A 13803-nucleotide genomic window follows, 5' to 3' on the forward strand; every position below is an offset into this window, starting at 1 on the left:
ATGGTCACCGTGCCGCTGGCGATGCCCGCCCTGGCAGCATCGTGCGCCATCGTGTTCGTCTACACCCTCGGCTCCTACGAGGTCCCGTGGCTGCTCGGCGCGGCCGCGCCCGAAGCGCTCCCAGTGACGGCATACCGGCTGTTCTCCTCGATCGACCTCGCTGCACGACCCGCCGCGGCCGCGGCCGCGTTGACCCTGACCCTGCTGTCCGTGGCCGCACTCGGTGCCTGCGCGGTACTCGTTCGCCGCATCGGGGCGCTGCGATGACCTCGCAGGTGCGGGCCACCGCGCGCTGGCGCCCCCAGGGCGGCTGGGCGGCGCTCGCTGCGGTCACGGTGCTGCTCGCACCGTTGGCGCCGCTGGTCCTGTGGGCGGTGGCGGACCGGTGGGCGTTCCCTGCGGTGCTGCCTCAACGGTGGGGCGTGCGCGGGTTCAGCGAGGTCCTGACCGCACCCACCCGGGCCGCTGTGGGCAGGTCCGCAGCGGTCGGTGCGGCAGTCGCCGTGTGCGCCACCGTGCTGGGCGCCGCGGCCGGGCGGGTGGTGGGCTGGAACCTCATCCGGCGCCGCGGGCTGACGGTCGCCTTGCTGATGACGCCGGTCGGGGTTCCCCCCGTGGCGGTCGGCATGGGCCTGGACACCGTCGTCCTGCGCTCCGGCATCCCGCAGACCGGCGCTGTCATCGTCATCCTGACGGTGTTCGCCCTGCCGTACACCGTGTTCACGGTGGGCAGCCGGTACGCCCACCTCGACCCGGCCCTGGAGGAGCAGGCACGCCTGCTCGGGGCCACCCCCGCCCAGGCGCACACGCGGGTGACGGTTCCCAGCCTGGCAGCCGCACTCGCGGCTGCGGCGTTCCTGTCGTTCCTCGTCGGGTGGACCGACTACACGGTGACCCTCCTGGTGGGTGGCGGGCAGCTGGTCACACTGCCCATGCTCATCGGCGCAGCCGCGTCGAACGTCGGCAACGAGCCCGTGGTCGCGGCCCTGTCGATGCTGTCCGTGCTGCCGCCGCTGGTGCTGCTCGTGCTGGCAGCCAAGGTCGTGCGCGCGCTCGACCCGCCGACGGCCCGACCTGCCACCAAGTCCCGTCCCGCAGCTGGAGGTTCCACCCCGTGACCACCACCAACCCACCCCGCACCGGACCGGACTCTGACACCTCGCCGAGCACCCGAACCCTCCAGGGCCGGGCTGGCGCCGCTGCGCCGCCCACCGGCAGGTGGCCCTCCAACCGCGGGACGCTGATGGCGCGGAACCTCACGTTCACCCATCCGGGCAACGACCGCCCGACCGTCGAGGACGCCACCCTTACCGTCGACGCCGGCCAGATGCTCGCCCTCATCGGGCCCTCAGGCTCGGGCAAGACGACCCTGCTGCGACTCATTGCCGGGCTCGACACCCCCGAGCGCGGCCAGGTGCACGTGAACGGTGTCGACCTCACGACGGTGCCACCCGAGCAGCGAGGCATGACGATGATGTTCCAGCGCCCACTGCTGTTCCCCCACCTGGACGTCCTGGACAACATCGCCTTCTCCGACCGGGTCGCCGGTGTCCGGCGCCGCCAGGCGCGGACCAGCGCGAGCCGGTACCTGGACCTGGTGCACCTGCCCGGCTTGGCCCGCCGACGTCCGCGCTCCCTGTCCGGCGGCCAGGAACAGCGAGTGGCGCTGGCTCGAGCTCTCGCCTCTCGACCCGGCGTGTTGCTGCTCGACGAACCTTTCAGCGCCCTCGACGCGAGCGTGCGGCACAGCATGCACGAGCTGCTCGCGGAGGTTCGAGCCATGTTGGAGCCGACGACAGTCATCGTCACGCACGACCTGGACGAGGCCGGCCAGGCGGACACCGTTGCGGTCCTGACCGGTGGCCGGGTGGCGCAGGTCGGCACCCTCACCGAGCTGTACGACCGCCCGGCCACCGTGGAAGTGGCGCGCGTCCTGGGTGGTTTCAGCGAGGTCGCCGGCGTGGCACGCGACGGCGTCCACCACTCCCGGGCTGGTCGCGTGCCGCTGCCCGCCTTTGCGCGGGGGCTGTCGGGTCCGGCTGTGCTTCTGGTGCGCTGTGAGGGCTTGCGAATGGTCCACCACTCGAGCCCGGACGTGGTGTTCACCGGCGCCGTGGCGTCCGTGCAACAGCACGGGTTGCGCCAGAGCGCCGTGGTCCACGCCCACGCGGCCACGTCGGGACAGGAACTGCGGATGGTTGCCGAGGCAGACCTGGGCTGCAGCGTTCGTCCGGGCGACCGGGTCGGCCTTCGGCTCACCGGTGTCGGTGTGTGCGCCCTGCCGTTGGCGGCAGGCGATGCCCCCGGCGGTCCCGCTGCGGCCTAGGCGGTCACCAAGGACGTCGTCACCGATGCCTGCGAGGTGATGAGCCGGTGCACCGGACACCGGTCCGCGATGCCCAGCAGCGCCTGCACCTGCTCCGGCGGCAGTGCCGGGTCGAGGCGGATGTCGCGGTGGACGTGGTCGACCAGGCCGGTCTCGGACTCACAGGTGGTGCAGTCCTGCGCGTGGATGCGCGAGTGCGTGAGCGTGACCGTGCTCGGGCCGAGCGTCCAACCCTTGCGCCGGGCGTACATCCGCATCGTCATCGACGTGCACGCGCCCAGCGACGCCAACAGCAGCTCGTACGGGTTCGGACCTGCGTCCGACCCGCCTGCGACGGCGGGCTCGTCCACTACCCAGGAGTGCCCGCGGACCCGGGCCAGGTGCTCGTATCCGATCGTCGCGGACTCCTCGGTGACGGTCACGTGCCCGGGGCCGGGGTTGTCCGGCTCAGGAGGCGTCTGCGGCATGGCAGCTGTGGTGGGAACCGACCCCGACCGTCCCGCGGTGGTGCCTGGGTCGACGTCGCGGACGTACCGCGCAGCCCACGGCACGATGATGGAGGCGGCGAACGCCGCGTCGGCGGGGTCGGTCATGAGGTGGTCGGTGCCGTCGAGGGCGACGAAGGACTTCGGGTGCCGGGCCGCGTCGAACAGCACGCGCGCGTTGTCGATGCCGACGACAGTGTCCTGCGGGGAGTGCATGACCAGAAGCGCTCGACCGAGCCGGGCCAAGCGCTCACGCTGCGGCTGCAGCTCGATGTCGTCGAAGAACGAGGACCGCAGACGGAAGGGTTTGCCACCGATGCTGACCTCACGCGCCCCCTGCGCGTCCGGTTGGCCGGAGGTCAGCAGGGCCGTGACGTGGGATGGGTGCGCGGGTGCACCGATGGTGACCACAGCTCTGCTCTCGCGTATGGACTCGGCGGCGGCGACGACGGCTGCCCCGCCCAGGGAGTGACCGATCAGCAGGGCCGGAGCCTGGTGGTGGCGGCGCAACCAGGACGCGGCAGCGAGCAGGTCCTCCACGTTGCCTGAGAACGTGGAGTCCTCGAACGCGCCGTCGCTGTCGCCCAGGCCGGTGAAGTCGAACCGCAGCACGCCCCACCCGCCGCGAGCCAGGGCGTCGCCGATGTGGGCGGCCGCGTGGGAGGCGCGGGTGCAGGTGAAGCAGTGCGCGAACAGGGCGAACCCGAGCGGCGGCCCGGACGCAGGCAGGTCCAGCGTGCCGACCAGCTCACGACCATCGGCACCGGGGAAGCGCACCGTGCGACTGGACCGGCCCGCCTGGCCGGGGTTGTTCGTCGGGTCCACTGGCGGTCAACTCCTTCGGGTCAAAGCGGGGTGCCAGAGCCACGGCTGCGACGTCCTGACCGGGCACGCCTGGTGAGGGAACACGCTGAGGTACGCCACCGCTTCCGGGCCCCCACTCCCCACGTGTAGTGGAAGCAACCGTGGACGTGGGCGGGTTTCCGCAGCGAGCCGCCACCAACACGGAATCGCCGAGACCCCGAACGGGTCACCCGCCAGTCGGCGAGCGGCTCACGACCGGCCGGGCCCTCCGGCCGTCCACCCCTTTGCGGAAGGACACGTCATGACCGCAGTCACCCACACCCACACCACCACCCCTGCCGTGATGTCTCGTGCCGTCACCGGTGCCGTCGCCGGCCTGGCCGGTGGCGTCGTCTTCGGCCTGCTCATGCAGATGATGGGCATGATCACCATGATCGCCATGCTCGTGGGCAGCACGTCCACGTCCGTCGCCTGGCTGGTTCACCTAGTCGTGTCCGCCGCCATCGGCGCAGGCTTCGGCGTCCTCCTCGGCACGCGCGCCGCCAACCTGACCCGAGGCGTCCTGCTCGGGCTCGTGTACGGCGCCGTGTGGTGGGTCCTGGGCCCGCTGCTGCTGATGCCGGCCAAGCTCGGCATGCCCCTGTTCACCCTCGACGCCACGGCGGCGAAGTCCCTCATGGGTCACCTCGTGTTCGGGGTCGTGACGGGAGCCGTGTTCGTGACCTTGACCCGCCGCCGGGCCTGAGCTGGCCCCAACCGTCCCGCCCGCCTGTGCCACGGTGAGCCGTGGCCGGCGGGCGCCGGCATGCGCCCCACTCGGAACGGTCCGAACGACCGTCCCAGCGCAGACCATCCGACCAACCCGGCCCGACACAACCGCCGGTCACCACACCCGAGGAGAAGCCCACCCATGGAGTCCCCCTACGACCTGGTCGTGCTCGGCGCAGGCATGGCCGGCGTGGCCGCTGCCACCAAGTGCGCCGCCGCCGGCTGGCGCGTCGCCATCGTCGACCCGCTGCCGTACGGCGGCACGTGCGCGCTGCGCGGGTGCGACCCCAAGAAGATCCTGCGCCGAGGCGCCGAGGTCGTCGAGGCCGCCCGCCTCATGCGAGGCAAAGGCATCGACACCACCGACCTGCGCATCAACTGGACCGACCTGATGCGGCACAAGCACGGGTTCACCGACCCCATTCCCCGATCCATCGAGTCCGGCCTGGCCGACCACGACGTCACCACACTGCACGGCAACGCGCGCTTCACCGGCCGCAACGAGCTCACCGTCGACGGGACCACGTATCCCTCGTCGCGGTTCCTCATCGCCACCGGCGCCCGGCCCCGGCCACTGACCTTCCCCGGTCACGAGCACGTCATCGACAGCACCCACTTCCTGGACCTGGCCACCCTGCCCAAGCGCATCTTGTTTATCGGAGGCGGGTTCATCTCCTTCGAGTTCGCCCACCTGGTCGCCCGGGCCGGAAGCCACGCCACCGTCATCGACCGTGGCGCCCACCCGCTGAAGACGTTCGACCCTGACCTGGTCGACCTGCTCGTCGACCGCGGGACCGACGTCGGCATCACCGTGCGGCGCCGCACCAGCGTCGTCGACATCCGCCCCAACGGGGAAGCGTTCGACGTCACCGTGGAGTCCGAGGGGCGGCAGGACGTCGTCCAGGTTGACCTCGTCGTCCACGGCGCCGGCCGCGAACCCGACCTCGAGGGACTGGACCTGGCCGCCGCGGAGGTGGCCCACACCCGCGCCGGGGTCAGCGTGCACCCGCACCTGCAGAGCACCACCAACCCCGCCGTGTGGGCGGCTGGGGATTGCGCCGACACCCCCGGGGCGCCTTTGACGCCCGTCGCGGTCTTCCAGGCCAAGGTGGCCGCGTCCAACATGCTCCGCGGCTCCACCACGGCACCGGACTACGCCGGCGTCCCCACCAGCGTGTTCACCATCCCCGAGCTGGCCCGCGTCGGCCTGCTGGAGTCCGAGGCGCGCGAGCAGGGAATCGACCTTCGTGTGGCGTTCCACGACACCAGCGGCTGGTACTCCAACTACCGCGTCGGTGAGACGACCGCTGCCGCGAAGGTCCTCATCGACCAGGCCACCGACCGTGTCGTCGGCGCCCACCTCCTAGGCCCCGACTACGCCGAGCTGGTCAACACGCTCGCCCTGGCGGTCAAGCTTGGCCTGACGACGCGGCAGCTGAAGTCGGCAACGGCCGCGTACCCCAGCGTCGGTTCTGACCTGGGGTCCATGCTTTAGACGACCCGCGCGGCCGCACTCCATGACCAGGCGCCGCTGACCCCCGCAGCACGGGCGGCGGGTCAGCGCAGGACGGTCAGCGGCAGCAGCCGGCGCAGCTGGGCGTTCTCGCCGGGGTCCAGCACGCAGTGCTGCACACAGGCGGGGACGAGCTGGCCCGTCTCGGGGTGCGCCATGGCGTAGGTGCACGCGGACAGCCGCTCCTGCGTCTGCCTCAGGCGCGGGTCGTCCGCGACCGTCCCGGCCTGCAGGAGCGCCCACGCGGGCGCGACGTCGGCGGCGTCCATGAAGTTGTGCACCACGAACGTCATCGGGCGCACCCGACCGGCACGTACTGCCTTGACGACGTCGCGCCATCCGCCAGCTCGGGTCACCGCCGAGCGGGCCCACCGCGCAGCCAGCACTACGTCGCCCGGATGGGCCGCGAGCACGCGAAGCACCTTCCCGGCCAAGGCGAACCTGCCGGAACCGCCGAAGTTCACCCCACCGAAATGGGCCAGGAACGCGTCTCGGGCCGCGAGCTCGACCGGCCGGTCGTGGTGGACGACCGGCTGCCACGACCGGCCGACCATGGCGCCGAACGCGGTCCTGTTGCAGCGGGTGTCGCCGAACTGGAACGCCCGCCACGACACGGGCTGTCCCAGACCGGCCTCGACCTGGTGCCACACCGCATCGATGGTGACCTCCTGGTAGCCCTGCCCCCAGCGGCGGTCGTCACCGACGAACGCGGCCGGCTGGAACGACAGCATCTGGTAGCCCATCGAGGCCACGTTGGCGACGACGCCGCCGACCTGGTCGAGGTTGGCCGGGGTCACGGTCATGCTGTGCGCCAGGTACGACCGCACCCCGTGACGAGTCTGCAGGGTGTCGAACATGGCCACGAACCCGGCGCGGGCCTGGTCCAGGTCGGCCTCGGTGCGCGGCCGGGGCACGCCGCGCCGTCCCCGCATCAGGGAGTCGAAGTGCGCGGCGAACGACACCCGCGGCAGCCGCACCGCCCCACCTGGGCCGAGGACGAGCTTCTCCAAGTACTCGTAGTCGAAGTCGCCGTGCGTCATGGACATCGGTTCACGACCCTCGGCCCGCATCGCCAGCAGCGCCTGCGCGTGGTCGTCTGGGTCCAGCAGGCTGACCTCGCCACCGATGAGCTGGGCGTGCGCGCGGGGCCCGCGAAGGCGCCGCAGCAGCCACATCTGCGCACGAACCTGCCCCAGCGTGTGGGACCCGTCGACGCGAACCTTGTTCGCGTCCTTGGAGTGGTAGCACGGCGAGCACGTCAGGTTGCACTTCGGGAACACCCCGTGAGTGCCCTCGCAACCGACGGCGTGGCGCCCGAGCAGCTGCGCCGGTGTCCGGGACGCCGCGGGAAGGGCCGCCCACCGCTGCGCCAGGACCCGCCGGGTCTGCGGGTCGACCGGCTCGGTGACCTGCCAGGCCGTGACCAGCATCCGGCGCAGTCCCATAGGTAAGCCCTTTCCCTGCGAGCAGTGAGTGCCAGCTCCACCAGCGGGCCCCACCCGAGCCTCTCGGACGCGCGGTCGGTACGGGCACGGCATGCCGGCGTGCACGTGCGGAACCCAGTGAACCCGCTCAGCGCTTCCCGCACAGCCGAGGTCGCGGTCGGGGTCCGGGTCCGGGTCGGGAAGGCTCGGCGTCGGTCAACGGGTTGCACCAGTGCATCCCGAAACGTCCACCCCCCAAGGAGCCAGCATGCCCCGCATCCCCGCGCACACCCTCGACACCGCCCCTGAGGCGTCCCGCCCGACCCTGGACGCGCTGGGCAAGCGCATGGGCAAGATCCTCAACATCCACGCCGGCATGGCCCACTCGCCGGTCGTCCTCGCGGCCTACGCGGCCATGTCTGGTGCCGTCCGGGAGCACGGCACGTTCGACGCCCGCACCCGCGAGACCATCGCGTTGGCGGTCGGCAGCGCCAACGGGTGCGAGTACTGCCAGTCGGCGCACACCGTGTCGGCCAAGAAGGCTGGTCTCAGCGAAGACCAGACAGTGGCAGTTCGTGCCGACGCGATCGACTTCGACGACAAGCTCGCCGCCATCGCCACCATCGCCCGGCAGATCGCCACCGAGACCGGCACCGTCAGCGACGCCGCGTGGCAGGGCGCGCTGGCCGCCGGGTGGACGCCCGAGGAGCTGGCCGAGACGTTCGCGCACGTCGCCGTGAACCTGTACACGAACTACTTCAACCACTTCGCCGGCACCGAGCTCGACCTGCCGGCAGCGCCAGGGCTGACCGCCTGAAATGCGCGAAACGCGGCTGGTGGGCGGCGTCTTCGGGTGTCGCCCACCAGCCCGTACATGGCGGGGTCGTGGCCGACCACATCGTGCACGAGGCGCCGTCCACCGCTGGGGTCAGCTCTGCTCTATCGGCGGGAATGGTGGGACGCTTGAACCGGGTTTCGCTCACGAGAACTGACCATTTCCCGCTGGGAGGTGCCATGGTCACCCGCGCCGCCCCTTCACCATCGCGCCGGTCGATGACGCCCGCTGGGCCGAGAACGGGGCGAGTTCGCCGGCGCGTCGTGGCAGCGGCCGCAGCCGTCCTGGCCATCGTGGCGGTGGCGGGGTGCGCGGGCCCCAAAGCGCAACGGGGGCCGGGTCCTACGACGAGCGCGGTGTCACCGTTGGCGCACATCGGTGCCGTGCCGGCGACCGTGAGCGGTGCCCGGTTCGACCCGTCGACGTTGACAGGCAAACCGGTCGTCCTGTGGTTCTGGGCGCCGTGGTGCACCGTCTGCCGTAGCGAGGCGCCTGCGGTCACCAAGGTTGCGGCCGACTTCGCGGGCCGGGTCGACATCATCGGGGTCGCAGGCCAAGGGACGAAAGGCGCGATGGCCGACTTCGTGAAGCAGACCGGCACGTCCGGTCTGACCCACCTGGCGGACGTCAACGGCACCGTGTGGCGCGCGTACGGCGTCTCGGTGCAGCCGTCCTTCGCGTTCATCACCCCGGACGGTCGCGCCGACCTGCGCGTCGGCAGCCTCGACGAAAAGACGCTGCACGCACGGGTCGCTGAGGTCGCCACCGGCTCCGCGACGTCCACGGTGAGCCTCCCACCGGGGCAGACGTGCAGTCGCGCCCCTGACGGCACGCTGCTGTGCGGGTCCGCCGGGCCAGGACAACCCACTACGACCATCCCTGACCCGACCGCCTCGAGCGCCCGGTGACGCCGAAGCAGGCGCGCCGCCGGGTGCGAACGCGCGACCGAGCGACCCCGGCTGGTTGCCGCGCATGAACGGTGCGGTGGCGTTGGCAGCCACTGCCGGGATGGTCGCCGCGTTCAACCCGTGCGGGTTCGCCCTCCTGCCGGGGTACCTGGCCCTGTTCTTGGGTCAGCGGCAGTCCACCCGGGGGGTGGTGTTGCGTGCCCTGGTCGTCGGGTCCTCGGTGACGGCAGGGTTCATCGCCGTGTTCGCAGTCGTCGGCGTAGCCGTCTCTGCGCTGTCCCTCACCTTGGGTCCGTGGCTGTCTGTGGCCACGTTGCTGGCCGGTGTGGCGCTGCTGGTGGTGGGAGTCCTGCTGCTGCTCGGGCACGACGTGACGTTCCGAACGCCCCGGGCTCGCGCCCGGGTCGACGGCTCTGTCCGGGGGATGGTCGCCTACGGGGTTGTGTACGCGACCGTGTCGTTGTCGTGCACCCTTCCGGTGTACCTGGCCGCGGTGGTTTCGGTGTTCACCACGTCAGGTGGCTCCTCGGTCGTCGCCGGCGTAGCGGCGATGCTGGCATACGCGGTGAGTATGGGTTTGGTCCTGACCGTGTTGGCGGTCCTGGTCGGATTTGCTGGGCGGGCGTCCCTGACTCGGGTGCGTGCGTGGACCCGCCACGTAGGGCGCGCCTCCGGTGTCGTCGTGACCGTGGTCGCCGCGTACGTGTTGTGGTACGGCTGGGTTGAACTTCAGACGTACAACAGCAACACGATCGCCCCTGGCCCGGTGGCTTGGGTTGCCTCGGCCTCGGCCACGGTCTCGCAGGTGGCCACTACCGCGGGCCCGGGACGTGTCGTTGTTGCCTTGCTGTTGGTTCTTGCGCTGGTCACAGTCATGTCGGTGTGGCTGCGAGGCAAACGACCCAACCACGCCAAGGCTCCGAGTCCGCGCAACTCCACCACCTGATGCACGACGGGCGCATACCCTTCCCGCCCTGAGTGGGTAGGACGGCGGCAGTGCTCTTGGCTCCCTGTGAGAGTCGCGCACAGGCCCCACGCCGAGCGTCGCAGTCAGCGTCAACGCGGGACTCATTGAGCTCTTGTGGGGCGCTCTCAGCGCTCCAGCGTGATGGTTGGGGGTGAACAGGTTGCCCGTGAACTCCTTGTTGGCCGTGGCGTGCCAGGGCGCGACGGCGTCGCGTAGGCCCGCCGCGCCTACTCGTTGACAAGGACGGGTACCCCGACCGCGGCGGCGACGGCCTTGCCGCGCAGGTTGGCGGGAACCGCGATGCTGAACTTTTCCAGCTCGTTGGGGGTGTGGCCCGCGGAGAGGTCCGCGTGGCCCGCGGACTCGTCGTGGTGGTACGTGAACCGCGCCGTGCCGACCAGGTGTCCGCCCGCGTCGTAGAACCCGGCGAGGGCCTCGAACTCGAGGATGTCGCTGACGTCGCTGGTGATGGTGGCTGACCCGCTCACACTCGACCCGTTGAAGGTGAGGTCGCGCATGGTGAACCGGTCGTCGAACGGGCCCGCGGCTTGGACCGCCTGACCCTTGGCCGGGGTCAGGCGGGTCAGCGACGCCAGCCTCGGCTCGGCCGAGGCCGCTACCAGTCCCGGAAGGGAGGTCCGGGCGACCGCAGGTGCAGCTGTGCCCGCCTTGTGGCTGCTCTCGGGGTTTCGGAGCGGTGAGAGGGCCCAGCCGGCCGCGAACAGCCCCGCGAGGGCCAGGGCTGCGGCGGTGAGGGCGATGTTGTTGGTGCGCATGTGTCGCATCCTGTGGTGGCTACGCCGGTGAGCCCGGGGTGGCGCCATGGCCTAGCCCCGGGGCTCACCGGCCCAGTGCGTGCTACTTGGTGACGCCGAGTGCGCTGCCGACGATGTCGAACAGGTCGGTGTTGTCGATCTCGCCGGAGACCTTCTCCGAGGAGGGCCCGTAGCCGAAGACCGGCACGTCCGCCCCGGTGTGGTTACCCGACAGGTAGGTGAGCCACAGGCTGGCCTCGGTGCTTCCGTCCGTGACGCCCGTGGGGTCGTCGGCCGTGCGGAAGGTGGCCGGGGCGAAGTTCTTGACGTTGCCGGCACCCGAGCCGTTGATCGGTCCCGTGGACCGGAACGGGTCCTTCACGTTGCCGCTCGTCCGCAGCGTCGCGGAGTTGTTGGCCGGGTTGCCCCCGTCGTTGTTCGTGGGCGGCGCCGCAGCCTCGGCGTTGGTGAACGTGCCCTTCTCGATGATGTTGAAGCCGGCGCACTCGTGGTCCGCGGTGACGATGACCAGGGTGTGCCCGTCACGCTTGGCGAAGTCCAGCGCGACCTTCACCGCGTCGTCGAAGGCCTTGGTCTCCTCCAGCGTCTGTGCCGCGTCGTTCGCGTGGGACCGCTTGTCGATGAGGGCGCCCTCGACCTGGAGGTAGAAGCCGTTGCCCTTGGAGCTGCGGTCCTTGAGCAGGTCGATCGCCTTGGACGTCATCTCGGGCAGCGATGGCTCTGCAGCCTGGGGAGCGGCGGGGTTCTCCCGCTTGAACTTCTCGATCGTCAGGTTGCCCTTGTTGAACAGGCCGAAGACCTTCTGAGCCTGTGCGGCCTGCAGGTCCGCGCGAGTCGCGACCGTCTGCGTGGTCGGGGACGAGAGGACGTCGTAGCCCTGGGCCTTGAGGGCGTCCTCGTCCGCAGCGTCGAAGCGGGACAGGCCACCACCGAGGATGACGTCAGCCGTGCCGTTGCGCGCGATCTGCTTGGCGATGGGGGTGACCCGCACGTCCGTCGTGGGCAGCGCCTGACCGGTGACTGCCAGGTCCTGGCACGAGGATGGGCTGTACGACGGCCCCTGGCACCCGCGGGCAAGGGCGTGGCTGAACTGACCGGCGGGGGTCGCATCGGTGATCTCCGCGGTGGAGACGTTGCCCGTGGCATAACCCGCGTCCTTGGCCAGCTCCATCACGGTGGGGACGACCTTGCCCTTGGCGTCCACCCCGAGTGCGGCGTTGTAGGTCTTGACCCCGGAGGACCACGCCGTTGCCGCCGAGGCGGAGTCGGTCACCAGGTTCGGCTTGAAGTCGGGCTGACCCGGCTGACCCGAGTTCTTCTCCACCGCGTAGGTGGCGTTCTGACCGACGACCGGCATCTGCTCCATGTTGAGCTTGCCGTCCGCGCCGTAGTAGCGCAGCCGCGCGGCGTCGACATGGGTGCGGCCCATGCCGTCGCCGAGCAGGTAGATCACGTTCTTGACCCTGCCGTTGTTGCCGTCGGCCGCAGGGGCAGCGGAGGCGGAGGCGGCCGCTCCAGCGACGACCGCCATCACGCCGAGGGCAGCACCAGCTGCCTTCATCGAGCTTCGCATGAGAATCCCTTCACAGTTCCCAAGAGGCGCCAGGCCGGCGCCAGGCTCAACCTAGGAGCGCTCCCGCGGGACTCCATGCCATCCGCATGACGGCTAGGTGAACATCGCGCAGCCGCGAAGTCGGCACCGGGCGAAGGCCCCACCGGCTGGCCATGACTACAGGCGTCCAGCGCGCGCAAGCAGCGAACGACAGGGGGACGCGGCCGGCGTAATCCGTTTGCCCGAGGCGCCGGTCAGACTCCGCGAGAAGACTCTCGGCGTCCATTTCGACCAAGGGAGACTCCCATGTCGCCACGCGCCTTCAGAAGTCGGCACCACCTTCGTCACGTCGCAGCGGTCTGCGCGGCCGCCCTCACCGGGCTCGGGCTGGTGGCTGCGCCCGCCACTGCCGCGACCGGGGCCGGTGGCGTCACCGTCGTCGCCCGCAACCTCGACAACCCACGGGGCCTGGCGTTCAACCCCCACGGCGACCTGTACATCGCCGAGGCCGGCCACGGGGGCACCCTGTGCCTGGGCGTCGACCCCGAAAGCGGAGGCGAGAGCTGCGCGGGCTTGACCGGACGCATCAGCCGGCTTTCGAGCGGTCAGGTCTCCACCGTCGTCGACCACCTGTTCTCCATCGCGGGGGCTGACGGCACCGGCGCCGAGGGAGCCGTCGCGGTGTCCACCCAGGGCAACCGCACGTACGCCCAGATCGGCGGCAACACCTCCGGCATCCCGCCGCAGGCAGCCGCCGGCGACCCCGTCGTCCAAGCGGCCCGCGCCCAGCTCGGCCGCACCATCGCCGTCACCGGTTCGGGGTGGAGCGCCATAGCGTCGACCGGCGACACCGACTACGCCTGGACCAACGCCCACAAGGACCTTCAACCCGACCAGTTCCCCGACGCCAACCCCAACGGCCTCGACACCCAGGGCACGACGCACTATGTCGCCGACGCCGGCTCGAACCTGGTCGCAAAAGTCGACCGCCACGGCGCCGTGACCACCTTGGCGTACCTGGACACCCCGGCCGGGTCCATCACGGACGCCGTACCCACCTGCGTGGCCACCGCCCCCGACGGGTCGCTCTATGTTGGCGAGCTCCTTGGTGGCGACTACGCCCCCGGCCACGCACGCGTCTGGCGCATCGCCGACGGCCACGCCGCGGTCAAGTGGACCGGGTTCACCGGCATCCAGGGTTGCGGTTTCGACACCAGCGGCAACTTCTACGCCACCGAGTTCCAGGCCCACGGCATGTTCGGCCCCGACCCCTCCGGCGACGTCATCAAGGTGTCACCGTCCGGTCAGCGCACCGTCCTTGGTACCGGGTCGCTGTTCTTCTCGTCCGGCTTCGCCTTCCACAACGGCGGCGTGTACGTGTCGAACTGGAGCATCATGCCGGCCGACAACCACGGCGGCCCGACCGGCGAAGTCGTCCGCATCGC

The 13803-nt window shown here is 70.9% G+C and carries 12 protein-coding genes and 1 pseudogene; 9 read left to right on the forward strand and 4 right to left on the reverse strand.

Annotated features, from left to right (window positions below; genetic code table 11):
• The 3 genes and pseudogenes from ACFUC1_RS17900 to ACFUC1_RS17910 form a co-directional block, all read left to right on the forward strand.
• Positions 1-267: pseudogene (locus ACFUC1_RS17900) on the forward strand (ABC transporter); the annotation flags it as partial.
• Positions 264-1118, forward strand: a complete 855-nt coding sequence (locus ACFUC1_RS17905; RefSeq protein WP_379122221.1) for an ABC transporter permease — start codon at positions 264-266, stop codon at positions 1116-1118. The pseudogene ACFUC1_RS17900 and the gene ACFUC1_RS17905, both read left to right, overlap by 4 nt.
• Positions 1115-2326: an ABC transporter ATP-binding protein gene (locus ACFUC1_RS17910; RefSeq protein ID WP_379122223.1), complete on the forward strand. Its 1212-nt coding sequence runs from the start codon at positions 1115-1117 to the stop codon at positions 2324-2326. Before ACFUC1_RS17905 ends, ACFUC1_RS17910 begins: the two co-directional genes overlap by 4 nt.
• Here ACFUC1_RS17910 and ACFUC1_RS17915 read toward each other — a convergent pair.
• Positions 2323-3636, reverse strand: coding sequence for an alpha/beta fold hydrolase (locus ACFUC1_RS17915; RefSeq protein ID WP_379122225.1), 1314 nt, complete (start codon positions 3634-3636; stop codon positions 2323-2325). The genes ACFUC1_RS17910 and ACFUC1_RS17915 overlap by 4 nt on opposite strands.
• A gap of 280 nt (positions 3637-3916) precedes the next feature.
• Between ACFUC1_RS17915 and ACFUC1_RS17920 the strand changes: the two genes are divergently transcribed.
• Together ACFUC1_RS17920 and ACFUC1_RS17925 are read left to right on the forward strand one after the other, a co-directional pair.
• Positions 3917-4360 carry a hypothetical protein gene (locus ACFUC1_RS17920; RefSeq protein ID WP_379122227.1) on the forward strand — a complete coding sequence of 148 codons (444 nt, stop codon included), beginning with the start codon at positions 3917-3919 and terminating at the stop codon, positions 4358-4360.
• Positions 4361-4525: 165 nt separating this feature from the next.
• Positions 4526-5878: a dihydrolipoyl dehydrogenase family protein gene (locus ACFUC1_RS17925; protein ID WP_379122229.1), complete on the forward strand. Its 1353-nt coding sequence runs from the start codon at positions 4526-4528 to the stop codon at positions 5876-5878.
• A 62-nt stretch (positions 5879-5940) separates the two neighbouring features.
• Here the strand turns inward: ACFUC1_RS17925 and ACFUC1_RS17930 are convergent, their stop codons facing one another.
• Positions 5941-7341, reverse strand: coding sequence for a hypothetical protein (locus ACFUC1_RS17930; protein WP_379122231.1), 1401 nt, complete (start codon positions 7339-7341; stop codon positions 5941-5943).
• 247 nt (positions 7342-7588) lie between these two features.
• On the opposite strand from ACFUC1_RS17930, the gene ACFUC1_RS17935 reads away from it, so the two are divergent.
• The 3 genes from ACFUC1_RS17935 (at position 7589) to ACFUC1_RS17945 (ending at position 10009) form a co-directional block, all read left to right on the forward strand.
• Positions 7589-8137 (forward strand): carboxymuconolactone decarboxylase family protein, encoded by a 549-nt coding sequence (locus ACFUC1_RS17935; protein WP_379122233.1) that lies wholly within the window; start codon positions 7589-7591, stop codon positions 8135-8137.
• 374 nt (positions 8138-8511) lie between these two features.
• A complete protein-coding gene (locus ACFUC1_RS17940; protein WP_379122235.1) occupies positions 8512-9063 on the forward strand; it encodes a redoxin domain-containing protein in 552 nt (183 codons plus the stop codon).
• A gap of 100 nt (positions 9064-9163) precedes the next feature.
• Positions 9164-10009 carry a cytochrome c biogenesis CcdA family protein gene (locus tag ACFUC1_RS17945; RefSeq protein ID WP_379122237.1) on the forward strand — a complete coding sequence of 282 codons (846 nt, stop codon included), beginning with the start codon at positions 9164-9166 and terminating at the stop codon, positions 10007-10009.
• Between the two features lie 248 nt (positions 10010-10257).
• Here the strand turns inward: ACFUC1_RS17945 and ACFUC1_RS17950 are convergent, their stop codons facing one another.
• Positions 10258-10806, reverse strand: coding sequence for a hypothetical protein (locus ACFUC1_RS17950; RefSeq protein ID WP_379122238.1), 549 nt, complete (start codon positions 10804-10806; stop codon positions 10258-10260).
• Positions 10807-10888: 82 nt separating this feature from the next.
• Positions 10889-12379: an alkaline phosphatase gene (locus ACFUC1_RS17955; RefSeq protein ID WP_379122240.1), complete on the reverse strand. Its 1491-nt coding sequence runs from the start codon at positions 12377-12379 to the stop codon at positions 10889-10891.
• A 285-nt stretch (positions 12380-12664) separates the two neighbouring features.
• Between ACFUC1_RS17955 and ACFUC1_RS17960 the strand changes: the two genes are divergently transcribed.
• Positions 12665-13803, forward strand: a 1139-nt coding sequence (locus ACFUC1_RS17960; protein WP_379122242.1) for a ScyD/ScyE family protein, incomplete at its 3' end; no start/stop codon positions are given.

The organism is Pedococcus sp. NPDC057267 (assembly GCF_042668795.1).
Lineage (GTDB): Bacteria > Actinomycetota > Actinomycetes > Actinomycetales > Dermatophilaceae > Pedococcus.